The organism is Paenibacillus sp. NPDC057886, from assembly GCF_042796655.1.
Classification (GTDB): Bacteria; Bacillota; Bacilli; order Paenibacillales; family Paenibacillaceae; genus Paenibacillus.
In genome coordinates this window covers 591,036-615,654 of sequence record NZ_JBHVMZ010000003.1, presented here as the reverse complement: position 1 = coordinate 615,654, position 24,619 = coordinate 591,036, and the positions used below count along the sequence as shown (strand labels likewise).

Below are 24,619 nucleotides of genomic sequence, written 5' to 3'. Positions count from 1 at the left end.
GTGCATGGTCAGCTTGGCGCTGTATATGCACAGAGAACTGCCCGAAACGCTGTCCTTTCCTCGAAGGAACACCGGTTTATACGTCCAGGGCAGGTAACCTGACTTACAGGAATTCATCCTGATTTACAGTGGCGGGACCGTGCCGGATTTACACCGGCTTCCCTATTTCACCCGTTTGCCGTTCATGGCCTTCTATGAACCCATGAAACATTGCTGCGGGACCCTTGGTCGCTAATATTGTTCAACCATTCAAGTGAGCATCCTGCATCCTTGGTAGAGCTTGTTGAGCCTCCATCCGATGATGCACTTGCTAAGTCACACTTCTGTTGTGATTATAGGTTATATTGTACATCCTTACAACCCGATTTACGGAAAAGTCAATCTGGTTCCAACCCAGCTCCCCCCATTGCCATCCAGCCGAATCTTTATCGCTTGTCCTGGTATCACCTGCGTATCCCAGAATCCTTGATCCGGAATGAGACGTGACACCATATAACGAATAACACCGCCATGCGTAATGACGGCTATCTTTGGTACGTTCGTGTTGGGAGAGTGCAGTATGGGTGAAAAGGACATCAGACTCTCTTCCATAAATGAATCAATACGCTCTGCAAATGCTTTCCAAGGCTCACCCTTAGGGGGTGTCATCTCCTGCGGGGCATCAATCCATTTTCGGTACTGTGGATTGTTCTTGAGCTGATCGTAGGTCAACCCCTCCCACTGACCAAAGTCGATCTCCCTTAGTCGGGGATCAAGCTCGGCCTGTCCCGCTTGGGACGGTGCAATCTGTGTAAGTGTCTGCTGACAACGCTGCAGATCACTGCAATACAGGGCGTCGCATGTGATATTGCTGAATTGCTCACGCAGCGAAAATAGCTCCTGCTCTGCTCCGGGCAACAGTCCGATGTCGGTATGCCCAAGATATCTTTTTTCCAAGTTCCACGCCGTTGTACCATGACGTATCAAAATAACCTCGCGGCTTTGCATTCCACCCTGTCCAGCTTCTATCTCCATAGCAGTGCACCTCCAGCAGACCATATCACTAAGGTGACCAACGAACATAATAAAACAAAAGAACCTGCTGACCAGAACATAAGCCGTGTTGTTCGTACGATATCTTCTGCTTCCATCCGCCTTGTAGGCTCGCCCATATAAGCGCGAAATGAAGCCACTCCGTGATATACGTTATGCCCGCCAAGTCTTATGCCTAATGCTCCAGCCACCGCCGACTCGGGAAAACCGCTATTCGGGCTTGGGTGCAGTCGTGCATCCCGGAATACCATGCGCGATGCCCCTCTTGCATCCATCTTCATGAACCACGCTCCCATAATCAACAGCAAGGCGGTAAGCCGTGCGGGAATCCAGTTGGCCCAATCATCCAGACGGGCAGACGCCCAGCCGAGATGAAGATATTTTTCATTTTTATAACCCACCATGGAATCCAGTGTATTCACGGCCCGGTAGGCCATGGCAAGTGGTGCACCACCAATCAGGGCATAGAACAATGGAGAGACAATGGCATCCACGATATTCTCCGCCACAGTCTCCACCGTCCCTCGCACAATCTCCGGTTCATCCAGATGAGCCGTATCACGCCCTACAATCATACCCAGTGAACGTCTCGCCGCAGGCCAGTCCTGTTGTCTCAGATGGCGGTAAACTTCCATGCCTGCATCTTTCAAACCTTTCGAGGCAATGGTGGTTGCTATCAGCACGACTTCTGCCACAACCGCAACGGCGGGATGGATAAGACCCAGCACATAGATTAATCCCCAAGTCAGTGCAAAAGAACCGCCTGCAATCAAAAGTGGAAATAATACGCCTGCCCTTTTGAGAGCCTCGTTCGAGTCCACCCGCGACCTTATCGCCCGCTCCAGTGCAGAGATGGCCTTTCCCATGCCAATCACCGGATGAGGAATCCAGCGTGGATCTCCGATGAAGCGATCCAATATGTATGCTCCTACAATAATCCAGGCTCCAGCCATTCCCGTCCAGATCGGCCAAGTAGCCCATTGATGCAGCAGAGATGTCATTGCTTGTTATTCCTCTCTTTCCACTCCTGCGCGGCTTGCAGGCTTTCCGTTATTGTGTCATACACCAGCCTGCCGATAGCTGCACCCATGACCGTAGCCGTCCCGGCATAACTGATGAGCGGTTTATTTACTCCAGCCTGGCTTACCGCGAGTACGATGGCATCCGTTGTTGTTCCGGTTGCGGTCAGACCATTCTCTGAATCCACCACACCGAAATCAGCCAACGCAGCAGCCTTCGCCTCTACCGCGGTCTGAATGGCATTCACCATCGCTCCAGCTGTCATACGTCCATTCATCCACAACATGATATTGATTGTACCCGGAGTATAGGTTGAAGCCGAAACCTTCCCAGGTTTCTGAGACACAATCTCATTGCGAATCTCATTCCCCGCAGCATCGAACACGGTTCTTGCAGAACCTGCCCGCGCAGCATTGGATACACCTGCTGTAGTACAGCAAAGTAATCCAAACTCATCGCTTTCGTATTCCTGGATGGCTGTGTGCTCCAATCGAACCGCAGTCAGAAGACCGGCACATTGTTCCTGCTGCTCCTGCCATTCAATCAACAGATCGGCAATATCACGTGGTGGATCGTCACAGCGATAATGTTTGTCCACATATATGTTGAATATACGGTCCAGTTCAATCATGCCGCCTCCATACACGGCACTGGAAAGTGCTGTTACAACAGCGGGGCTGGACGCTTTAATATGCCGTTCATGTGCAGAGACGTATAATCCCGGCCACACAGAAGATCTGTATTCGTTCTGGTCCTGTTGTAAACGGGAGTAATAATTATAGAATGGCAGTGCCATCGCTTTGTCCCCCTGCCTCTAATCTGGTTGTCGGATTAGGCTCAATTACATTTCCCATTGTTTCCAGCAAACGTCCGTTAGCCTCCGCGTCCTTGACCGCAAAACGTACATGCCGTTCCCCAAGTCCGGGATACATTGCGCAGCTTCGGATCAGTATACCTCGTTCACCGAGAGCTGCCTGCATGGATGTCGCTGTCCACGGTTCTGGGAGAGCTACCAATATAAAGTTGGCTTCTCCTCGCGTCACCTGACATCCCAAAACCTCCAAGTCTTCCGTTAATCTCTTTCGCTCGTGTGACACCAGTGCCATTGTCTCCTGTTCAAAATCCTCCCCGCTGCGCAGACAGGCCTCTCCTGCAATCAGCGCCAGTCCATTCACACTCCAGGGGACCTGTTTCTCTGTCATGGCACGAATCCATTCGGGACGACCCATCGCATAACCCAGACGCAGGCCTGGAATCGCATAAAACTTGGTCATCGAGCGAATGATGATCACTTGCGGATACTCTTTCAATCTGGGCGCAAGCGATTGCCGCTCTGATTCAGGAATAAAATCGATAAATGCCTCATCGACAACCAATATCGTGCCTGCTGTCTCTGCTTTACGAGCAAGCCGTTGCAGAACGTCCACCGGATACTGTACCCCATTGGGGTTATTGGGCTGTCCAAGGAAAAGCAGGTCCACCCGCTCCATCAGCTTTTCAATATCCTCCGGTTCTGCTCGCCAGTCCAGTTCTTCCCGTCCTTGAACATGATGGACTTCTGCTCCAAATTGTCTGGATAATGCACTGTACTCCGAAAAACCGGGCTCTACTGTACCTACTCTACGCGGCGCGAGTCCAAGTAGGATTAGAGCCATGCTTTCTGCCGCCCCGTTACCCACAGATATGTGATCCGGGGTTAAACCCAGTCGGTCACTGAGCAACATTTTGAACGCCCGATGACCCGGATCGGGGTAACGAAGTACCGTATGCAATCCTTGTTCCAAAGCCTCCAGCACTTCCCGAGGAGGACCCAGAGGATTAATGTTTGCGCTAAAATCGAGGAAATCCGCAGGATTCCCTCCAAAACGTGCCGCGGCTGTCTCCACATCACCGCCATGTCCGAAAACTTCAATTAAACCGGTCATCCTGTCCGTCATCCTTTCTGCATGTCCTTTTTATTATGGATGTCGTGGCAGGCAGGGGTCAATCCTGTTTTGGCTATTTAAGCCCTTTGTGGCTTCAATTCCTTTGTGTCCCATCGACAATTCGTTTACAATAGAGATGGAATTTCGATTCCGTAAAGCATCACTACATAAGGGATATACATCCCTCACATACATTAATGGAGGAATGACCATGCTGTTTGTTGATAACCAGGGCATTACAGATCCTTCTGTAAACCTCGCCATTGAGGAATACATTCTGAAGCATCTGCCGATGGATGACAGTTATTTGCTGTTTTACATCAACCGCCCGTCCATTATTATCGGAAAACACCAGAATACCATTGAAGAGATCAACATTGAGTATGTTCAGGATAACGGTGTTCAAGTCGTACGTCGTCTTTCGGGAGGCGGAGCCGTTTATCACGATCTGGGCAACCTCAATTTCAGCTTTATTACCAAGGATGACGGACAATCCTTCCATAACTTCCGCAAATTCACACAGCCTGTGGTTGAGGCACTGCAAGAGCTTGGTGTCAATGCCGAACTAACGGGACGTAACGATCTGCAAGTCGGAGAAAAGAAAATTTCGGGCAATGCTCAATTCTCTACACGGGGCCGCATGTTCAGTCACGGCACATTGATGTTTAACCTGAACCTCGACCACGTCCAGGCTTCACTCAACGTTAATCCGGAGAAGTTCAAGTCCAAGAGCACCAAATCCGTGCGCAGTCGTGTGGCGAATATTCGTGATCTGATTGACAGCAATCTGACCATTGAACAATTCCGGGACGAGCTGCTCCGTCATATTTTCCGCATGGAGCCACAAGACGTTCCTCAATATGAACTCACAGAGAAAGACTGGGACAAAATTAACAAAATCTCTGCCGAGCGTTATAACAATTGGGACTGGAACTACGGGCTTTCCCCGGAAAGCAATGTGAAGCATACACGTAAATTCCCTGTCGGCATCATCGATCTGCGCATGAACATTAAGGATGGACGGATTGAAGATATCAAAATCTTTGGTGACTTCTTCGGTGTAGGCGATGTGGCGGATATCGAAGACATGCTGCGTGGCAAGCGTTACGAGGAATCTGAGGTGCGTACTGCACTTGAGGGTCTGGATGTAAAACATTACTTCGGCAACCTGGAGCTGGAGGACTTTATTGGCCTCATTTTCCTGGAGGAGTAGGTATATAAGTTCAACCCAAGAAAGTTTACACCTGCCACTCCGATGACAGAATAACCTTCCGATCGCTGTTATCCCCAGATTTTTTTGATTCCCTTCTTTAAAGGGAAAATCCGGTGATAAAGGCGAACGCTCCGCTTCTTCAGGTTTTTTCTGTCCTCTCCGTTCTCGTGTAAAAAGTTTAGTTGAACTGATATAGATTAAGTCGGGTATAGATACAGATAAAAGGGAGAGAAACTAGATGACCTACAAATTAATCGCAATCGATATTGATGATACCCTGATTAACGATAACAAGGAAGTAACGCCTGCAACACAGACTGCCCTGGAACAGGCGGTAGCTCATGGTGTCGTTGTAACATTGGCAACTGGACGTGCCTATGCTTCTGCCCAAGCACTCGCTCGCCAAACGAAGCTGAACGTGCCAATCATTACGTATCAAGGCGCTTTGGTGAAAAACTTGCTGGACGAAAAAGTACTCTACGAGCGCTACGTTCCACAGGACGCTTCCCGCAAATTGTACGACTACTGCCTGGAGCATAATCTGCACCTGCAAACGTACATTGACGACAAGCTGTATGCCCGTGAAGAAAACGACAAGCTGCGTGACTACGCTAAACTGAATGGTACTCAGTACCACATTGAACCGGATTTCATCAAAGTCATTGAGCAAAAAACACCGAAACTGCTCATCATCGATGAGCCGGATTACCTCGACGAGGTTGCCGTTGCCCTGCGTGAATTGCTCGGACCTGAAGTACACATCACTAAGTCCAAGCCATACTTCCTTGAGATCATGCACTACGAGGGAACGAAAGGCCATGCACTAACATTCTTGGCAGATCACTTCGGTCACCAATTGAGCGAGTGCATTGCCATCGGGGATTCCTGGAATGACCATGAGATGCTGGAAGTTGCTGGTCTTGGTGTAGCGATGGGGAATGCCATCCCTGCTCTGAAAGAGTTGGCAGATTACATTACCGCGAGCAATAACGAAGACGGCGTGAAGCAAGTGATTGAGAAGTTTGTGCTGAACGCGGAGTAGCTTTTAAGAAAAGTCGTGTTCCAATTAAAACGTGTTATTGTAAAATACAATGAAACAGCCCTGCACAGTGATGAATCGCTTGTGCCAGGGCTGTTCCTGATCAAACTGTTAATTATTCTGATTACCATACTTCTCGTCAAATTCACGATTCCGCTCACTGATCTCATTCATTACTCTCCCTTTGGATGGCTATTGGCCTAGGAAGCAGGAGCGGTACGCCTATAATGAATAAAAGAATAGCCAAGACAAGTCCAATGATGCCACCCGTTTCAAAAGCAGCTTGCAGATAACGGCCCCACTGAGTTGACCAAATCGTTACATCCGGTAAATGCATAATGGTCCCAATATGGATTATGCCATAGAGCACGATTCCCGCAAACAATAAAACAGCACCGATTCCCTGTCTATTCAAATGGATGTCTCGCCTCATTCCTGCGTAAAATATATATTCCCTATTTTACCATGGATTTGGAAGTCTGGCCCAATGGAGTTGTGCGTTTTCCCTTTTTCAGCCATCCCATCACTTTCTCATTCATCGCCAGCAAACCTGAAACGATCAGCGCCACGCCCAACCAGGTAATCCAGCTAACATGTTCATTGTAAAGAATCGCCCCAAGCCCGACCGCAATCGGAGGGGAGATGTATAGCCAGGTCGCCGGGAATAACGGGTTGGTACGAGACATGATCCAGTAGAACAAGCTGTGACCGACCATCGAACCGATTACCGTCAGATAAATCAGGGATGATACTGCTGGCATCCAATCCAGTCCAGTAGTGTTCCATGATTCCGTCACCGCCGAAAGCGCGGATAACAGCAATCCTCCGTACATCATTTGCACTGCATTGATCGCTACAGGATTAGCCTCCTTAAACTGATTAATGACCTTTTTGGAGTACAACGCACCTGCCGAATAACAGACTTCACCCACTAATACGGCAATGCAGCCCCATAACCACAAGGAATTTCCACCAATGGATACACCCGGCAACATGACGAGGATAACACCAGCAAAACCGATCAGACAGCCTGCAATCATGCGTGCAGACGTTTTTTGGCGTAACAACACTGTCTGCATCACCATAATCATCAGCGGACCTGTTGCTGACAGAATCGCACCAACACCCGAGCTCACATATTGTTCAGCCCAATATAAGGTCGCAAAGGTCCCGAACGTCAATCCTGCCCCCGTCAAGAGCATCTCTTTCCGCCACAGTAAAGACAGGTTCACTTTTCCTTTCATCCACATCCATGCAAACATTAGAGCCCCTGCAATGATAAAGCGTAGTCCGGCCGACAGAAAAGGCGGCATGCCTGCCTCCACGCCAATTTTAATCGCTAGAAACGTTGTTCCAAAAATAAGACACATTACGGTAAATGCTACTGCAACCATGCTAGCCCCTCCTTCATCTGTTCTCCATCATATAGCACTGTCTACAGAACAGAATGAATAAAACAGAACAGTTAGTTCCCGTTTGCTGTTACAATGGAGTTCAAAAGGAGCGTGAGCCGGGTGGGCAAAGCCATTATGATGACAGATAACAGCCTTAAACTATATGAGCAAGTGGTACATTATCTGGTTGTACGGATCGAGGCCGGAGAGTGGAAAGAACACGAGAAACTGCCGTCTGTGCGAAGCCTGTCCGAGCTGCTCGGTGTACACCGTCTCACCGTTTTCAAGGCTTATCAGGAATTAAAGGAACGGGGAAACGTTTACGTCAAGGACAAGTCCGGCTATTTTGTCAGTCCTGCTGACCCTTCTCCCGTGACAGATCAGGCCGATGATCCGGCTGTGTCTGCTTGGCTGCATTGGGATTCACTTGCCCGCGTGCAATCCCTTGAAGCGGAATACCAATTTTCCAAATCATTGATCGACCCCGCCCTGCTGCCAAACCGATATTGGGGAGAATTGATGCGGGATTTGCTGGATCAATACCCTCGTCTGCTAGGCACATACTCCACGATTCAAGGTGACTTGGAGCTGCGCAGCGCCTTGGCAAGCCATCTGACGACGAAGGAACGTTTCTATATCTCGGCCGATGAAGTGCTGATTACTTCTGGTGCACAGCAGGCCATTGATGTGATCTCCCGAAGTCTCGTCAGACCCGGTGACCGTGTGCTCATGGAGAGGCCAACCTACGGCCCTGCGATGGAAATTTTCCGCAAACAGGGTGCAAAGTTGATTTTTACGGATATTCATCCTGATGGCTACGATCTGGAACAGATTGAACGCCTGATGAAGCAGGAAAAGCCGAGAGTATTTTATATGACGCCGACCTTCCAAAACCCTACGGGCATCAACATTCCGACCGAGCAACGCAAACAATTACCTGAGCTGGCGGAACAGTATGGATGTTTTCTGGTGGAAGACGACAGCACCTATGATATCTATTTCAAGGAAAAACCTCCTGCGCCGATCTTCACATACGATACTACAGGGCATACACTCTATATTCGCAGCTACAGCAAATATGTCGTGCCGGGTCTGCGGATTGCCGCAATCATGTGCCGTCCCCGGTTTATGCCAGGATTACAGGCCGTAAAAGCTCTGACAGATAACGGATCACCTCTGCTGAATCAGAAGCTTTTCCTTCGTTATTTCCAGTCTCCACGTATGCACCAGCACCTATCCAAGCTGCGTACCGCCATCCAGCTACGGATGGAAGTGATGGAACAGTGCCTGCAAGAAACGAACTGGATTTGGACCCGGCCCGAAGGTGGGCTTAATATTTGGGTGGAGCTTCCGGAAGGTGTAGATACGGGGCGCTTGCTTCACCGATGCATGGAACATTCAGTCGCTTTTGTGCCGGGAACGGTATTCGATCCTTCCGATGCGAACGCCAGTCGCAAGCTGCGTCTCTCCTTCTCCTATGCTCACGAGCAGCAAATCCGGGAAGGCATGAGCAGACTGATTGCGCTAGCTAAACATAAAGAATGATCCTTTTGCAATAATCCGCATTTGCAGATTAACGATAGCTTGTCTGGCAGGTTGCAGATTTTAAATCTTCTGTAACACAAAAAGTCGCCGTATGGCGACTTTTTGGGCTGCTGCTGTTCTCGACTGTCAAAGTAATTAGAAAGCTGATTTTTTTATTGAAATCCTTCTTCATTCATCCTATAGATCCTTCCTTGCAAACAGACGAACCGTTACAAAATAGGAGGCAATGAACAACAGAAGAATGCAAACTGAAACAAAAATATAAACCGAAGCACGACCCATTCCGTTCTCTCCTGCCATACTCATGAGCGAGGCAACAGGTTGCGCTAAAATAATAAGAACGAACATGAATACCGTATTAATTATTCCGGCTCCCTTTTTACTAAGGGCGTAAAAAAGAGGCATATAGATCGAAATTAAAACCAGCACCATTCCAACCGAAATCAGGATGTCCAGTACCGAAAAGTTGGGCTTGTTCAGTTCGGGGAAAAGGAAGTTAACAAGCCAGTGAGCGCCAGACGAAGCGAAAACTCCAAAAAGCGTATAGAGAACGGCAGACAGATATTTCGCTTGCACAATATTTCTGCGGCTAAGCGGGAGCGTGACAAGAAATTTATGATTATGGTTTTTGATATCAATCATGGTTGCAAGCATAATCGAACCGAAAGCGGTATAGATCCCTACAAAATACATCGACATTTCCACTGTGGGGATAAATGCGACACTGAATACAACAAAATAAAAAAGGATGGACCATAGCGAGCTTTTCAAAGCGATATAATCTTTGCGAAGCAAGTTAAGCATGATGCTGTTCCCCCTTGGCCGTAAAATAGATAAGGTCTTCGAGGGAGGGTCTATGTAAAAGAGCGTGACTACCAAATAATCGCTCTGCCTCCGCCCTGTTATCTGCCAAGCCTTCAAAACCAACCGCTGTCTCACGGATTCCGACGAATTGCCTTCTCGTGTCCGCATCAAGCAGCTTCATGTCCCCCTTTACTATAGTGTACCTTTCAAGCACATCATCCTTTGCTTCATTAAAAACAATCTTTCCTTTATTGATAAACGTAATATAATCTGCTATACGCTCCAAATCGGTCGTGATATGAGTCGAGAAAATAATGGATCTAGTTTCGTCCTGTATCATATCTGCAAGCAGGTCAAGCAGTTCTCTCCGAAACACAGGATCAAGCCCGGATGTAGGCTCATCCATGATAAGTAGCTCAGCATCGTGAGATAAAGCGATAGCCAGTGAAAATTTTATTTTCATGCCTTTGGACAGTTCTTCAATCTTCTTTTTGGGAGACAATTCGAATTGCTCCAGGTAGTTGTTAAATTGCTTTTCATCCCATTTCTTATAAAAGGGAGCAATCATGCTTTTCATTTCACGTATCGTAAGATGCTCATAATAGAAACATTCATCTGAAACAATGCCAATGCGCTCTTTAACGTTAACTTCCTGAGCAGGCATCTCTTTTCCCAATGTTCTGATGCTCCCGGAGTCAGGACGAATCAATCCGGTAATCAGGCTGATCAGTGTGCTTTTCCCCGCCCCGTTCGGGCCGATAAGTCCGGTAATATAACCTTGTTTTACATCCAAAGTTATCTGATCCAGCTTGAATAAGGGGTACGTTTTCGATAGGTTGCGCAACTCAATTGCGTTCATCATGCGTGTTCCTCCTCCACTAGCAACGTAAAATGCTTGACTACATCCTGAACACTCATGCCCAGTTCCTTGCTCTCACGAAGGATATCGAGCATTTTATCTTCGATTCGTTTCAGCCGCTGTTCCCGAATAAACTCCTGATTGGCCCCGGAGACAAAACAGCCTTTGCCTACGACAGAATCAATCAGTTTCTCTTTCTCCAGTTCTTCATAGACACGTTTGGTTGTAATTACACTGACCTGCAGATCCTTCGCAAGTTGACGGATGGAGGGGAGACTCTCCCCTGCAACCAGTTCCCCGCTTAAAATGCTCTGTCTAATCTGGGTCAGAATCTGCATGTAGATCGGATCGCTTGATGCGTTTGATATTAGTATTTTAATGTTCTCTCACCTCACTGGTTTCAACAATTCAATTCATGTATAGTGTATATATATAATATACACACTATACATGAATTTAGTCAATAATCATTCAATTTTTTCCCAATACAGACAAGACAGCAAAGTAGCCCGAAAAGTCGAATGACCTTCCGGGCTACTTTGCTGTTCATTTTTCTTGTTTTTCTTTAGTCGTGTTTCTTGGCACGTATTGTTACTTTTTTCCTACGAACTGGATATCACATTATCCACAAGACCATACTCGACAGCTTCTACAGCGGTCAGGAAGTAGTCTCTATCGGTATCCTTTTCGATCCGCTCCATCGGCTGTCCCGTATGATCGGCAAGCAGCTTATTTAGGCGCTGACGGTGCTGGATAATCCGGTTGGCGTGAATCAGCATATCCGAGGCCTGACCCCGCGTTCCACCAAGCGGCTGGTGAATCATGATTTCGCTGTTCGGCAACGCTAACCGTTTCCCTTTTGTTCCACCAACCAGCAGGATCGTACCAAAGCTGGCCGCCATGCCTGTGCAGATTGTGGAAATATCAGGCTTCACGAATTGCATCGTGTCATAGATGGAGAATCCGGCGGTCACGGAACCACCAGGACTGTTGATATACATCTGGATATCCTTATCCGGGTCCTCTGCGGTCAGAAACAACAACTGGGCCACGATGGCATTGGCCATCTGATCCTCAATTTCCCCGGATACCATAATGATCCGATCTTTCAGCAAACGGGAATAAATATCATAGCTCCGCTCTCCGCGGGCTGTCTGTTCAACAACATAAGGTACCACGTTCATACATTTTGCCTCCCCGGTTTACGCAACCATGCTGACCGTATATCCTCCCCCATACGACATGGAATTCGTACCGGAGCTTGAATAACTGTACATCACTGGTTGCATCGATTGAGACGGCAGAGTCTGCTGCAAAATCGTTCCCGCCACAGCCATCGGATCATCGGTCTGATTCAGGCATAAATCAATTAAACGGGCTGTATCACCACTGCGGAACGCCAGTAAATAACTGCGCAGTTCCTCCCGATTTTGCTGATGCTCTTCCAAACGATTCGTCTGATCAGCATCCGTTTCGTTCAGGCTGTGCCTCACTTTCGCCAGGGCAGAGCGGGCACGACTCAGGGCAGCTTTGACCGCCCCTTCCGTCGTGTCCAACAGTTCAGCAGTCTCTACTGTCGTGTATCCCATCAAATCACGTAACATATATATCGCTCGCTGCCACGGTGGCAGTTCATCCACAAGGATCTGAACAGCCGACTCGACTTCCTCGAATCGCTCTTCTTCCTCAAATTCTTGCATAAATGGCTTCATGCTTTCCAATTTGCTTGCCAAGTTCTCACGCTTCCGTATGGCGTCAATCCAGGTGTTGCGTGCAACACGGATGAGATAGGCTTCCCAGTTCATGTCCTCTGTCATTCCCGTTCTTCGGGTAGCTGAAGAAGATAATGCTTTAACACATGTATCCTGAACCAGATCCTCCGTCTCCCAGACTGAACCAGTCAATGACATGCAGTAGGCGTACAACGAGCCCAGCAGGTTCGGAAGCGCAGCTTCAATCGTTTGCTCTAACGTATATCCGGTTTGAACACCGGAATGGCTATATGGTTCAACCTGTTTATCATCATGTGGTCTGTTGATTCTGCAATCCACGGACTTCACAAAGGCCATGTTTGGGGCCCCCCTTTGTTGGTTCCTGATTGATCTTGCTTCAATTCACTTGCTGTAATTGCCTTACACTATGTAAACGAAGAACCTCCGGCAAAGGATACGCTCTTCTGAATTTATTTTTAGGGTGGCTGTCCTATTCTCCCAACTCCACCTTCAGACCGGTAAGTGCCAGCGTAATCCCCTGATCCAGATCATAATTCTGGCGTATATCCACGTCGTGAGACATATGTGTAAAATAGGTCTGACCCGGCTTTAAATCCTGCAACAGCTCCTGCGCCTCAAACATATCGTACACCGAGCGTGTGGAGAATTCCGCAAGTTCATGAACAAAGCTCGTTCCAAGGACCAGCAGATCGAGCCCATACAATGGCTGCTTCTCCGAAGCCTTCAAATCAATGGCATCCGAGCAATACGCCCAGGTGTATCCTTCACGTTCCAGTCGATACGCATACGAATAGCCATTATGACCGTGGCACACTTTCCAGGAGTGCACCTTCCATCCACCAAGCTCGATATCCGCATCCGTTTCCAGAAAATTCATATGACGACCGAGCCATGGAAATTGACTTTGGATGGTCGCGATCACCTCCCGCGGTGCATACAACTGCCCTTTTACACCCAACCAGCGACACGCATCTACCCATTCGGGCAAGCCTCCAATATGATCAAAATGCGCATGTGTAATCAGCAGCGTCTGCACCATCCGCATCCCCTGGTCTTCCATCTGTGATCTCCAGTCCGGTCCGCAGTCAATCATGAAAGGTTCGTGCTCGCCATCACTATGAATCAAAACAGCAGCACGTTTGCGGTGGTTGATCCCCGTAAGTCGGGCTTCTGTGCAAACGTCACAATCACAATACACCCGCGGAACACCCATCGCATCCCCGGTTCCCAGAAATGTTAGCTGATTCATTATGAAAAGTCCCCTCTCTATCCCGGAAGCAATGCATCCCAAATTCATGTTCCATCCGATTAATGATATGTAAATTGTAATCTCCCACCTCTATTTTTGCAAAAAAAAGACCATCCCGCCGCAGTTATTCACTGCAAACGGGACAGTCTGTTGTTTCACTAAACCAAAGCCCGCAGCTTCAACGTCAGCTCTTGGCCCTCAGGTACATCTTTGGATTCGGTAATCACCCAGTTTGATGCAAGGCGTTTTGCCAGCACATCTGCCTGCTCCGGTCTTAATTTCAACCCGGTTACGATGCCTTCACCCACAGTGAAGTCTTTCTCCGGCTGTAATCCAAAGGACTTCTCCAAGTAAATCCCCAGACCACCACGAGTGTTAAAGGTAATCCGGTAGCCGTCTTTAACCGCACCTTCCAGATTCTCGCCATGCTCGTCTGCGTAGGAGAAAAGATCATCATATCTGTAGTGCTCCTCAGACACGGCATCAAAAGCAGCAACATCTTTGGCCTGTATCGCTTCCAACAAAGCTGCATCCGACATGCCTTTGCTACGAGCCTGTTCCAGCCGAATGGCTGTATTTTGGGACAACTTAAACTCAGCGCTCATCCAACTCACACCTTCCTATCACTATATATCATGATTCCATTGATATTCCTAATCCATTATATCCTGTCTCGATAGCCGGATACAAAGTGTCCTGGCGAAACTTCCATCCACTCCGGTTCTTCATCCCGTCCCCGAGCGGATGGATTGGTATCCCCACTGTAGACCGGCGGCATTGCGTTCCGCACAGTTGGATCAGGTACAGGAATTGCCGCCAGCAAAGCCTGAGTATACGGATGTACCGGATTACGGTACAGTTCTTCCGTTGGTGCAACTTCCACCAGCTTACCGCGATACATCACACCGATTCGGTTCGAGATGTGACGTACCATCGACAGATCATGGGCAATGAACAAATAGGTCAGTCCCAGCTCTGCCTGTAAATCTTCAAGCATATTGACCACCTGTGCCTGTACGGACACATCCAGGGCGGACAACGGCTCATCACACAAAATGAATTCCGGGTTCACCGACAATGCACGGGCAATGCTGATCCGTTGACGCTGCCCTCCACTGAATTCATGTGGATAACGCTCCGCGTGCTCTGGCTTCAGGCCCACACGGTTCATCAGGTCAAGCGCCCGCCCCTTCATCTCTGCCTTGGAAGCATAATTATGAATTTCCATGGGTTCACTAATAATCTGCAGGACATTCATACCCGGATTTAGTGAAGAATAGGGGTCCTGAAAAATCGTCTGCATCCGTTTGCGAAATGGCTTCAACTGGCGTTCATTCATCTTCGCAACGTCCTGTCCGCCAAACATAATGCTTCCGTCCGTCACATCATAAAGTCTTACGATGCTGCGTCCAGTCGTTGATTTGCCACAGCCGGATTCACCGACCAGTCCGAACGTTTCTCCCTTGTGAATATGAAAACTGACGTTATCCACGGCTTTCACGACGTCTTTGCCTTTGCCAGCACCACGTACCGGAAAATGTTTTTTCAAGCCACGCACGTCCAGCAGCACTTCACGCTGATCGGTTCCTGTACTCATTGCTCCACCTCCTCTGACGATGCTCCTGTTTGTACTTGATGTTGTTCCCGACCTTGATCGTCCAGCAACCAGCATAGCGCTCGATGACCGGGTGCAGTCTCGGTATACGCAGGCATCTGCTTGCATACCTCCATGGCGTGTGGGCAACGTTCCATAAACGGACATCCGGTTGGCGGATGAAGCAGATTGGGAGGTGTACCTTCAATGGTTGCCAGTCGCTGGCGTCCACCTTCCTCGCCGGGCTTCGGAATGGAGCGCAGCAATCCCTGAGTATACGGATGCTGTGGATGAGCGAAAATGCGCTCCACTGGCCCTTCTTCCATAATGAGTCCACCGTACATCACAATCACTCGGGTACAGACCTGAGCAACGACACCAAGGTCATGCGTAATCATCAGAATGGACGTCTGCGTAGACTCTTTCAGCTCCTGCATTAGCTGCAAAATCTGTGCCTGAATGGTCACATCCAGCGCTGTCGTCGGTTCATCGGCGATCAATAACTCCGGCTTGCAGGACAGGGCCATGGCAATCATTACCCGCTGTCTCATGCCTCCGCTGAACTCATGTGGGTATTGGTCAATCCGTTCTTCCGGAGAAGGAATGCCGACTTGCCGCAGCAACTCAATCGCTTCCTTGCGTGCTGCCGACTTGTCCATTTTCCGGTGACGACGAATGACCTCTGTCATCTGTTTGCCTACTCGAACCACTGGATTAAGTGATGTCATCGGGTCCTGGAAAATCATCGAGATGCGGTTGCCCCGGATTTTGCGCAGCTCCTTATCCGACTTGGTCAGCAGATCCTCTCCACGGAACAGAATCTGACCATCCGTAATTTGGCCCGGCGGCTGGATCAGTCGGATCAGCGAACGGGCGGTTACACTTTTGCCACTGCCGGACTCGCCGACCAGTCCAACCACTTCGCCTTCTTTTAACGTAAAACTCACACCCCGGACGGACTGTACCTCACCTTCCCGGGTTGCAAAGGACGTTTTCAGTTGTTTGACCGATAATAAATCTGTCATTGTTGTATTCACCCCGCTGTGTAAGTTCAACCAAAGAATATTTACACTAGCCACTCCAAAGACAGAACAACCTTCCGATCGCTGTTATCCCCAGATTTTTTTGATTCCCTTTTCGTAAGGGGAAAATCCGGTGATAAAGGCGAAGCATATGCTTTCGATGTAGCTTTCTTTCAGAAAGCTTTTAGCTTCGCTTCTTCAGGTTATTTCTGTCTTCTCCGTTCTCGTGTAAAAAGTTTAGTTGAGCCTATATTTAGTCGAAAATCATTTATCGCTTGTTCGCTTTAGGCTCGAAGGCTACGCGGAACACATCCCCCAGGAAGTTAAATGATAGCACCGTCAGCAAAATAAACAGTCCCGGGAAAATCGCCATATATGGCGCTTCACTAATAAAGCCCTGTGCATCATTCAACATGCTGCCCCAAGAAGAATTCGGCTGTTTAACACCCAGTCCGAGGAAGCTTAGCGACGATTCCATCAGAATCGCACTCGCGATGTTGATGGTTGCTGCGACAATAATGGTTGGAATAATGTTGGGAATGATGTGCTTCATGATGATTCGGCCAGGCTTTTGACCCGATACACGCGCATACAGCACGTATTCCCGCTGCTTGACCGACATCGCCTCAGCCCTGACAATCCGGGCAATATTCATCCAGCTTAGCACCCCGATAATGACAATAATCGTACCGATCCCCGGCTTAAGATATGCGTTCAGGATCAGCATCAGGAAGAAGGATGGAATCGACATGAGCACGTCAACAATACGCATCAACGTATTATCCACCCAGCCGCCAAAATAACCACTAACCGTACCGACAAGTGTTCCCACAATAACGGCGATCGCCATAGACAGGAAACCTACGGCAAGAGACACCCGCCCCCCGTACAACGCCCGGGCCAAATAATCCCGTCCGTAATCATCCGTACCAAACCAGTGATCTGCACTCGGCTGTTGAAGCCGCTCCATCACTACAATTTCATTAGGATCATGTGGAGACAGAAACGCAAACAGGGATGCGAGCACAAAGATGCCCAATATGATGACAGCCGCAAGGCCCAGTTTCTGCTGCCTTAACTGCGTCCGTAAATTACGCCAGCGCATTGAATTCATTTTTGTCTCACCCCGTTGTCTTGATTCGTGGATCTACCACGCCATATAAGATATCAGCTACCAGGTTTCCGACAACCAGCAGCACAGAGGACATCATCGTAATGCCCATAATAATCGGATAATCCAAGCCGTGAACGGCCGAAATCCCCAGAGATCCCATTCCCGGCCATGAGAAAACGGATTCCGTAATAAACGCTCCCGCAATCAGCTCCGGCAAAGACATACCGAGAATGGTGATTACAGGCAGCAGTACATTTTTGAGCACATGACGAAGCAGTACCGTTCCTTTGGTTGCGCCATAGGCATACTGGATTTGAACATAGTCCTCTTCCAATTGACTGATCGTATTCGAACGGATATAGCGCATGTACACGGACACATTCATGAAGGTCAATACTGTACACGGCAAAATGCCGTGTTTGATAATATCCCATGCGGAGTCCATACCCACCGTTCGCATACCCATGCTTGGCAACCAGTGCAGCTCTACTGCAAAGAAATAGATCAGCATCATACCGAACCAGAAGCTTGGAATCGATATCCCGATATACGAAATCAGGCTGAGTCCACGGTCAAACAGGCTGTTCTGACGCGAACCCGCGATCATACTAAGCGGAATGGAAATCAATAAAGACAATAATAGCGATGCCCCCATCAATCCAAATGTAGCGGGCAATCGTTCAATAATCATTTCGGCAACCGGGCGATGGTTTACCAATGAATAACCAAGGTCGCCAGACAGTACATTTTTGAGCCATACGACATATTGTACGTACATCGGTTGATCAAGTCCGAGGTTTTGCCGAATACGCTCCACATCTTCTGCCCCCATATTCGGGGTAACAAAGGAAAGCACCGGATCTCCCGGCGCCAGCTTGATCAAGGTGAACGATACGATGGAGATTACAAAAAGAAGAGGGATCGCTTGTGCGATCCTTCGGACAATATAGTTGTTCACATGGGCACCTCCGAATCAACGCCGGCCTCGCGGCCGGCGTTATTGGCTTGTTATATAGAATGAACGCATGTGGATTGAACCAAGGATTCACATCGGCCACTCCGATGGCAGAACAATCTTCCGATCGCTGTTACCCCCAGATTTCTTTGATTCCTTTATAAAAAGGGGAAATCTGGGGATAAAGGCGAACGCTTTGCTTCTTCAGGTTATTTCTGTCCTCTCCGTTATGGTGTATATGTTTAGTTGAACATATATAGTAGGAAGAAATCCAGTGATAGCATATGCTTCCGAAGTGGCTTTCTTTCAGAAAGCCTTTAGGCGAACACTTCGTTTCTCCAGATTTTTTCTGCCCTCTACGTTCTTTGTGAATCTCGAAGGTTCAAACAATACGTTCATTCTATATGATTATTTTTTATAGATTTTGGACAGATCTTCAAGCATAACGACTGGTTTCGGATTTGCATCTTCAACGCCGCCGTAAGTGTTATCCACAGCCACTACAGCTTTCGTGTAGGCGATTGGGTATACCGTCATTTCGTTTGCTACAGTTTGTTGGATTTGTTTGTACAAATCACCACGTTTAGTTTCGTCAATTTGAACGGCTGCTTCATTCCACAGCTTATCGAATTCGGCATTTTTGTAATGGGAGTAGTTGTATGCCGCATCGCTCAGGAAGAGAGATTTATAAGCATCTGGCTCATAACCCATGATGTATCCACCAAAGGACAGTTCAAAGTCTGTATTGTTCATGTCCAGTGTACGGTTACCATAAGCCGTTCCGTCCATCGGCAGCAATTCCACTTCAATGCCCACGTCTTTCAGCTTTTGCTGAATGTACAGCGCTTGGCTTGTTTGTGGTTTGTTGGTGTTTGTGTAAGCAAGACGCAATTTCAGGTTGCTTACGCCTGCATCAGCCAGCAATTGTTTTGCTTTTTCCAGGTTGTAGTCGTATTTCTCGACATCATCCGTTTGGTACAGCGTGTCCGGAGTCAGAATCGACGGAGCCGGTTCAGCAAAATCAGCTGAGGAATACGAAGCAGTGATCAGTTCATTTTTATCCAAAGCATAAGCGATGGCTTGACGAACTTCTTTCTTTTGCATCGAAGGCACATTCAGGTTAAACACCATATATTGCAAGCGGCCTTCCGGGTAAGTCAGCATGTTGAATTTGCCTGTGTCGTTCAATTTATTGTAATCCTGTGTGTCGACCATACGCATTTGAATCTCGCCGTTTTGCAAAGCCAGGTTCGCTGCATTTGGATCTTTCGCTACACGATACGTCACGCTATCCAGATGAGCTTTGCCTGCAAAGTAATCATCAAAACGTTCCAGGGTTACGTATTCGCCCGGACGGTATTCCTTGAACTTGAACGGACCGGAACCGATCGGGTTGTTGTTTTTGTCGCTTTTCTCAATATCGGCTTCGCCTTCAAAAATGTGTTTAGGGATTGGAGCGAAGGAAACCAATGCTCCTTCAAAGGCAGCAGACACTTCCGGCAATTTGAATTCCACCGTCAGGTCGTCGACCTTGGTCACTTTAACCGGTTTGCCATCAAAAATATACTGACTACGGGAAGAACTGTGCTGTTTCTCATCAAGGATGCTATCCATTGTGAACACAATATCATCCGCTGTCAAAGGCTGTCCGTCATGCCATTTCAGACCGTCTTTCAGCTTCAATGTGTACGTCAGGTGATCCTCAGAGAAGCTGTCGCTTTCTGCGAGCACATACGTTTTTTTACCATCATTCACATTAAACAGTGGAGCATATAAGGATTGATCAATCGTCAACGTTACACGGTCACCCGCGTAGATCGGATTCATCACTTTAGGATCATCCTGAACGGCAATAATGATGCTTCCGCCATCTTTCGGTTGGCCATCATCCGTTGTCGCTGTATTTTCTGCGTTATTAGACGAAGAACTTGTTCCGTCACCGCTGCTTCCGCATGCACTCATGATTGCCACAACCAGAACCAGCATCAATGACAGCCACATTTTTTTCGATTTCATTATGATATTTCCCCTCGCTGTAATTTAACGTTCTGTTAGATAGTATAGGCAAGGATTCGACAAATTGCAACGATTTTTTCCAACTTAACCTATCGGGTTTAAATGAAATAACATTTTTGACTAGCAATGCAAAAAACCTCCAGCTCACGTTGTATCGTGAAATGAAGGTTTGAATCGCCATTGATCTTCTGAAATTTAATAACAGGATAATACTCGTACGGGCCTACAACCCTGCCAACACCTGGTACCATACGCCTCGTTTGGAATACAGTGTACTGCGTACCTTGTCCCATCCGCCGAGATAGTTAATATCGAACAGACCTTCAGGCGTTGGGAACGAGGACTTCGTCTCTGCAAACACTTCAGGGTCTACCGAACGGAAACCATGCTTGGCAAAAATGCGCTGTGCTTCCGGCGTACTTAGATAGGCTACAAAGGCCTCCGCCAATTCACGATTTCCATGCTTATCCGCATATTTGTCCACGACAACCGCCGGATTTTCAATCAGGATCGTGTTTTTGGGAACCACGATGTCATAATTTACGCCCTTGGCAATCCGGGCAAGCAATTCATTTTCATACGTAACGATAACGTCACCCACGCCATATTCGAAAGCCGCCATGGAGGATCGACCACTCTTATCCAATGACTCGACATTCTCATGCACTTTTTCCAAAAAGGCTTTGGCCACGGCTGGATCTTTCTTGCCTTGTGCCTCAGATAACTTCAATCCCGCACCATAGATGGCATTAATGTCCCACTGCGCTCCGCCTGACGTCTTGGGATTAGGATAAAGCACCTTAACACCCGGCTTGGTCAAATCATCAAAATCACGAATACCCAGCGGGTTGCCTGCTCTTGTACCCAGAACAACAATCGAGCGGGTAATCATGCCATCATTCGGCGCCTGTTTCCAATTGGAGCTGACCAGATCGGCTTTAACCAGCTTATCGATATCACTTTCCATCGCGAGAAGCGCAACATCAGCTTCGAATCCACCAACAATGGCTCTCGCTTGTGTGCCGGAAGCTTCATAGGATTCTTGAAAGTGAACGGTCTGCCCAGTCTTGGCTTTCCATTCCTCCTGGAATTTGGGCAATAATTCTCCGACGGCGTCTTTGGCTACACTGTAAGCACCGATAACCAATGTATTGGATTGGTCGTCTGTCGAGGTTCCGTTCTGTCCGTTCGCATCCTCCTGCTTGCTGCATCCAACGGTCATGCAGACGAGCAGAAGCATGAGGACAACATATATAGGGTTGATTTTCTTCTTCCTCGTCTGCATGGGCAGCACCTCTCTCCAAAATTCTAGAACATTTCTGGAACAATTGATGTTCTGATTAGATAATGACCGGCATTGGATCTTCCTTCAATCGGTTCTCAACAACCCAGCTATGGGTATCATTGAACAGATATGCCCGATGTACGAGCACCCGAATCTGTTGACCGACTTGCAGGGTTGTTTTCTCCAGGGAACGATACGTAATGAGTTTATGGCCCTCAACTTCCACTTCCACCATCCATTCACTTCCACGGAAATGAAGGTGTTTGACGATCCCCTTTTCAGTAGCGGACAGCATGCTAAATTCGTTTTTCAAACCGATCTCGATATACTCAGGCCGGATCAGCGCACGTGTGCGCTCCCCTTCCACCGCATGTTCGAAGCCCTTGAGCTGTGAAGCGTCCTCCACGACGGTGGATTCCCCGATAAATGTGGCAACAAAAGGCGTCTCTGGATTTTTGTATATATCCCATGGCGTGCCCTTCTGCTCCAACCGTCCTTGGCTAATAATCATGATTTCGTCGGCAACTTCAATCGCTTCATCCTGGTCATGGGTTACAAAGATCGAAGTGATGCCCACACGCTCAATCAGCTCTCTCAGCCACGAACGCAGTTCCTGACGGATCTTGGCATCAATGGCGGCAAACGGTTCATCCAGCAGCAGCAGCTGTGGCTCAGGGGCCAATGCTCTGGCAAAAGCGACACGCTGCCGCTGTCCACCAGACAACTGATGTGGATAACGCTGTTCGAAACCTTTCAGTCCCGTCAATTCCACCAGCTCCATGACCCGATCACGGATCTGGGCTTTGGGTGTCTTTTTGACCTTGAGTCCAAAGGCGATATTATCAAATACCGTCATATGTTTGAACAAGGCATAGTTCTGAAATACAAATCCGATTCCCCGCTCCTGCGGAGGCAGATGGTTTACGACCTTTCCGTGAAAACGAATCTCCCCGGAACCCGGGTTCTCCAGCCCTGCAAGCATACGCAGAATGGACGTTTTCCCACCTCCGCTGGGTCCCAGCAAACCGATCAGATGGCCTTTGGCAATATCGAACGAGACATCTTTTACCGCATGAAAATCACCGAAATGTTTGTTCAGATCACGGACTTCCACATGCATCTCAATGCACTTCCTTTCGCTTCTTGGCCCATTCCATCATAAGCAGAAGCCCGACGGAAAAAGTAACCAGTACCAATGCCACACCATTTGCGGCAGCTACGTTAAAATTCTCAACATCCTGATATACAAGCGTTGTTGCCGTCTGCGTTTTGTTCATAATGTTACCCGATACAACCAGCACTGCACCGAATTCCCCAAGTGAGCGGGCAACCGTCAACACCAGACCGTATACAACCGCCCAGCGGATGGAAGGCCAGGTAACACTCCAGAACGTTCTCCAGCCGTATGCACCAAGCGTTGACGCAGCCTCCTCCTGCTGAGATCCAAGCTCCTGCAAGACAGGCATCACCTCTCGGACCATCAGTGGAAAAGTGACAAACAACGTTGCAATGACCATGCCCGGGAAGGCATACACCACGTTGAATCCAATCCCTTCAAAAAAAGCTCCCATAATACTGTTGGGACCCAGCAGTAGCACAATCATCAATCCGCCAATGACGGGCGATACGGCATAAGGCAGATCCACAATGCTGTTCAGCAGCCCTTTCACCCGGTCACTCAGCCATCCGGCGCGAACCAGATAGATGGCCATCATAACGCCAAACAATGTATTTAACAGCGTGACAACAAGTACAACAAGTCCTGTCATCATCAAGGCATGCAGCGCCTCAGGCCGCAACAGCCCATCCAGGAATCCTCCTGCCCCGTTTTCAAATGCACCAATAAAAATACGTCCAAGCGGGATGATCAGCAGTACAATGAACACCGCAAACGTCAGTCCGATTAATAGTCGCCTCATCGTCTTCTCCCCCGCATCTGCACCAGATTAATGAGCCAGAGGATCAGGAAGGAGAGTGTTAAGAGCAGTACGGAAACGGCCGCGGCACCGGTTGGATTGTCACTTTCGATCTCGCCGTAAATAAATACGGAAGCCGTCAATGTTCTTCCCGGAATGTTGCCTGCCACCAGCACAACTGCTCCAAATTCGGCCAGTGCTCTGGAGAATGCAAGCATTCCCCCACTAATCATGCCCGGAGCCATCGACGGAAGAATGACCTGCCTGAATGTGCGCGCCTTCGATGCTCCCATCGTGTAGGATGCCTCTTCCTCTGAAGGATCGATCTCCTCGAGCAAAGGCTGCACCGCACGGATGACAAAAGGAAACGTAACAAAGGTCATCGCGATCACAATCGCAGGCTGGTGAAACACAATTTCAAACCCCATGGACTCCGCCAGTTTGCCAATGGCACTAATCGGACCCAGGAGCAGCATAATCATCAGGCCACCAACAGCTGTTGGCAGTGCAAAAGGAAGATCAACCAGACTGTTAAGGAACGACCTCCCAAAAAAGCGATAACGTGTCAGCACCCAGGCAATCATGGTTCCCAAAATGACGTTAATCACCGTGGCTATTACTGCCAGTCGGATCGTTAACAGCACGGCTTTCCATGCGATTGGGTCCATAATGCTTTGGATAAAGTTGCTCCATCCTTCAGAGAAGGAATTGACGTACACACCGATAATTGGAAGTACAATGAGTACGATAAAATATAGCAATACGGTACTGCGGAATCCCCAAGTCCATCCCTTATGACGAAGAACGGTATTCATTGCTGCATTCCCTCCCAGCCTCCGGTTCTATGTCCGGTCGGCAGTCTTCCTGCTTTGGTACAACCATTTTCCTAAGTTGGATTTTATTA

At 48.4% G+C, this 24,619-nt stretch carries 25 protein-coding genes and 1 riboswitch; of the genes, 3 read left to right on the top strand and 22 right to left on the bottom strand.

Going from position 1 to position 24,619, the window contains the following annotated elements:
• Positions 1 to 71 precede the first annotated feature (71 nt).
• Positions 72 to 219, bottom strand: a riboswitch (cobalamin riboswitch).
• Between the two features lie 147 nt (positions 220 to 366).
• The 4 genes from ACFVQB_RS13415 to cobD are packed head-to-tail and all read right to left on the bottom strand — an operon-like array spanning position 367 to position 3,977.
• A complete protein-coding gene (locus ACFVQB_RS13415) occupies positions 367 to 1,014 on the bottom strand; it encodes a histidine phosphatase family protein (protein ID WP_379439434.1) in 648 nt (215 codons plus the stop codon).
• Positions 1,005 to 1,985: an adenosylcobinamide-phosphate synthase CbiB gene (gene cbiB, locus ACFVQB_RS13410; protein WP_379439764.1), complete on the bottom strand. Its 981-nt coding sequence runs from the start codon at positions 1,983 to 1,985 to the stop codon at positions 1,005 to 1,007. The genes ACFVQB_RS13415 and cbiB overlap by 10 nt, the downstream gene beginning before the upstream one ends.
• Before the next feature lie 44 nt (positions 1,986 to 2,029).
• On the bottom strand, positions 2,030 to 2,848 hold the full coding sequence (locus tag ACFVQB_RS13405; protein WP_379439431.1) for an adenosylcobinamide amidohydrolase: 819 nt from the start codon (positions 2,846 to 2,848) through the stop codon (positions 2,030 to 2,032).
• Positions 2,829 to 3,977, bottom strand: a complete 1,149-nt coding sequence (gene cobD, locus ACFVQB_RS13400; RefSeq protein WP_379439429.1) for a threonine-phosphate decarboxylase CobD — start codon at positions 3,975 to 3,977, stop codon at positions 2,829 to 2,831. Before cobD ends, ACFVQB_RS13405 begins: the two co-directional genes overlap by 20 nt.
• A gap of 211 nt (positions 3,978 to 4,188) precedes the next feature.
• Between cobD and lplA the strand changes: the two genes are divergently transcribed.
• Together lplA and ACFVQB_RS13390 are read left to right on the top strand one after the other, a co-directional pair.
• A complete protein-coding gene (gene lplA, locus ACFVQB_RS13395; protein WP_379439426.1) occupies positions 4,189 to 5,190 on the top strand; it encodes a lipoate--protein ligase in 1,002 nt (333 codons plus the stop codon).
• 238 nt (positions 5,191 to 5,428) lie between these two features.
• Positions 5,429 to 6,232 carry a Cof-type HAD-IIB family hydrolase gene (locus ACFVQB_RS13390; protein WP_379439424.1) on the top strand — a complete coding sequence of 268 codons (804 nt, stop codon included), beginning with the start codon at positions 5,429 to 5,431 and terminating at the stop codon, positions 6,230 to 6,232.
• A gap of 163 nt (positions 6,233 to 6,395) precedes the next feature.
• Here ACFVQB_RS13390 and ACFVQB_RS13385 read toward each other — a convergent pair whose 3' ends face one another.
• Entirely contained in the window at positions 6,396 to 6,644 is a 249-nt protein-coding gene (locus ACFVQB_RS13385) for a hypothetical protein (RefSeq protein WP_379439421.1), read from the bottom strand.
• 40 nt (positions 6,645 to 6,684) lie between these two features.
• Entirely contained in the window at positions 6,685 to 7,623 is a 939-nt protein-coding gene (locus tag ACFVQB_RS13380) for a DMT family transporter (protein ID WP_379439352.1), read from the bottom strand.
• A 120-nt stretch (positions 7,624 to 7,743) separates the two neighbouring features.
• On the opposite strand from ACFVQB_RS13380, the gene ACFVQB_RS13375 reads away from it, so the two are divergent.
• Complete coding sequence (locus tag ACFVQB_RS13375; RefSeq protein ID WP_379439350.1) at positions 7,744 to 9,168, top strand: aminotransferase-like domain-containing protein; 1,425 nt, start codon at positions 7,744 to 7,746, stop codon at positions 9,166 to 9,168.
• 177 nt (positions 9,169 to 9,345) lie between these two features.
• Here the strand turns inward: ACFVQB_RS13375 and ACFVQB_RS13370 are convergent, their stop codons facing one another.
• The 16 genes from ACFVQB_RS13370 to cysT form a co-directional block, all read right to left on the bottom strand.
• Positions 9,346 to 9,972 (bottom strand): ABC-2 transporter permease, encoded by a 627-nt coding sequence (locus ACFVQB_RS13370; protein ID WP_379439347.1) that lies wholly within the window; start codon positions 9,970 to 9,972, stop codon positions 9,346 to 9,348.
• Positions 9,965 to 10,831 (bottom strand): ABC transporter ATP-binding protein, encoded by an 867-nt coding sequence (locus ACFVQB_RS13365; RefSeq protein WP_379439761.1) that lies wholly within the window; start codon positions 10,829 to 10,831, stop codon positions 9,965 to 9,967. The genes ACFVQB_RS13370 and ACFVQB_RS13365 overlap by 8 nt, the downstream gene beginning before the upstream one ends.
• Positions 10,831 to 11,211, bottom strand: a complete 381-nt coding sequence (locus ACFVQB_RS13360) for a GntR family transcriptional regulator (RefSeq protein ID WP_379439759.1) — start codon at positions 11,209 to 11,211, stop codon at positions 10,831 to 10,833. The genes ACFVQB_RS13365 and ACFVQB_RS13360 overlap by 1 nt, the downstream gene beginning before the upstream one ends.
• 222 nt (positions 11,212 to 11,433) lie before the next feature.
• Positions 11,434 to 12,015: an ATP-dependent Clp endopeptidase proteolytic subunit ClpP gene (gene clpP / locus ACFVQB_RS13355; RefSeq protein ID WP_379439344.1), complete on the bottom strand. Its 582-nt coding sequence runs from the start codon at positions 12,013 to 12,015 to the stop codon at positions 11,434 to 11,436.
• Positions 12,016 to 12,033: 18 nt separating this feature from the next.
• Positions 12,034 to 12,900, bottom strand: coding sequence for an RNA polymerase sigma factor (locus ACFVQB_RS13350; protein WP_379439341.1), 867 nt, complete (start codon positions 12,898 to 12,900; stop codon positions 12,034 to 12,036).
• Between the two features lie 133 nt (positions 12,901 to 13,033).
• Positions 13,034 to 13,813 carry an MBL fold metallo-hydrolase gene (locus ACFVQB_RS13345; protein ID WP_379439338.1) on the bottom strand — a complete coding sequence of 260 codons (780 nt, stop codon included), beginning with the start codon at positions 13,811 to 13,813 and terminating at the stop codon, positions 13,034 to 13,036.
• A gap of 158 nt (positions 13,814 to 13,971) precedes the next feature.
• Positions 13,972 to 14,418: a hypothetical protein gene (locus tag ACFVQB_RS13340; RefSeq protein ID WP_379439335.1), complete on the bottom strand. Its 447-nt coding sequence runs from the start codon at positions 14,416 to 14,418 to the stop codon at positions 13,972 to 13,974.
• Positions 14,419 to 14,474: 56 nt separating this feature from the next.
• Positions 14,475 to 15,410 (bottom strand): ABC transporter ATP-binding protein, encoded by a 936-nt coding sequence (locus ACFVQB_RS13335; protein ID WP_379439332.1) that lies wholly within the window; start codon positions 15,408 to 15,410, stop codon positions 14,475 to 14,477.
• Complete coding sequence (locus ACFVQB_RS13330) at positions 15,407 to 16,432, bottom strand: ABC transporter ATP-binding protein (RefSeq protein ID WP_379439329.1); 1,026 nt, start codon at positions 16,430 to 16,432, stop codon at positions 15,407 to 15,409. The genes ACFVQB_RS13335 and ACFVQB_RS13330 overlap by 4 nt, the downstream gene beginning before the upstream one ends.
• A gap of 265 nt (positions 16,433 to 16,697) precedes the next feature.
• Entirely contained in the window at positions 16,698 to 17,543 is an 846-nt protein-coding gene (locus tag ACFVQB_RS13325; protein WP_090894485.1) for an ABC transporter permease, read from the bottom strand.
• A 7-nt stretch (positions 17,544 to 17,550) separates the two neighbouring features.
• Positions 17,551 to 18,501: an ABC transporter permease gene (locus ACFVQB_RS13320; protein ID WP_062326882.1), complete on the bottom strand. Its 951-nt coding sequence runs from the start codon at positions 18,499 to 18,501 to the stop codon at positions 17,551 to 17,553.
• Positions 18,502 to 18,906: 405 nt separating this feature from the next.
• On the bottom strand, positions 18,907 to 20,514 hold the full coding sequence (locus ACFVQB_RS13315) for an ABC transporter substrate-binding protein (protein WP_379439324.1): 1,608 nt from the start codon (positions 20,512 to 20,514) through the stop codon (positions 18,907 to 18,909).
• A gap of 223 nt (positions 20,515 to 20,737) precedes the next feature.
• A complete protein-coding gene (locus ACFVQB_RS13310; RefSeq protein WP_379439321.1) occupies positions 20,738 to 21,799 on the bottom strand; it encodes a sulfate ABC transporter substrate-binding protein in 1,062 nt (353 codons plus the stop codon).
• A gap of 55 nt (positions 21,800 to 21,854) precedes the next feature.
• Complete coding sequence (locus ACFVQB_RS13305) at positions 21,855 to 22,919, bottom strand: sulfate/molybdate ABC transporter ATP-binding protein (RefSeq protein ID WP_109998137.1); 1,065 nt, start codon at positions 22,917 to 22,919, stop codon at positions 21,855 to 21,857.
• A gap of 1 nt (position 22,920) precedes the next feature.
• Positions 22,921 to 23,718, bottom strand: coding sequence for a sulfate ABC transporter permease subunit (locus ACFVQB_RS13300; protein WP_379439317.1), 798 nt, complete (start codon positions 23,716 to 23,718; stop codon positions 22,921 to 22,923).
• A complete protein-coding gene (cysT, locus tag ACFVQB_RS13295) occupies positions 23,715 to 24,530 on the bottom strand; it encodes a sulfate ABC transporter permease subunit CysT (protein WP_063564398.1) in 816 nt (271 codons plus the stop codon). The genes ACFVQB_RS13300 and cysT overlap by 4 nt, the downstream gene beginning before the upstream one ends.
• Positions 24,531 to 24,619: the final 89 nt, after the last annotated feature.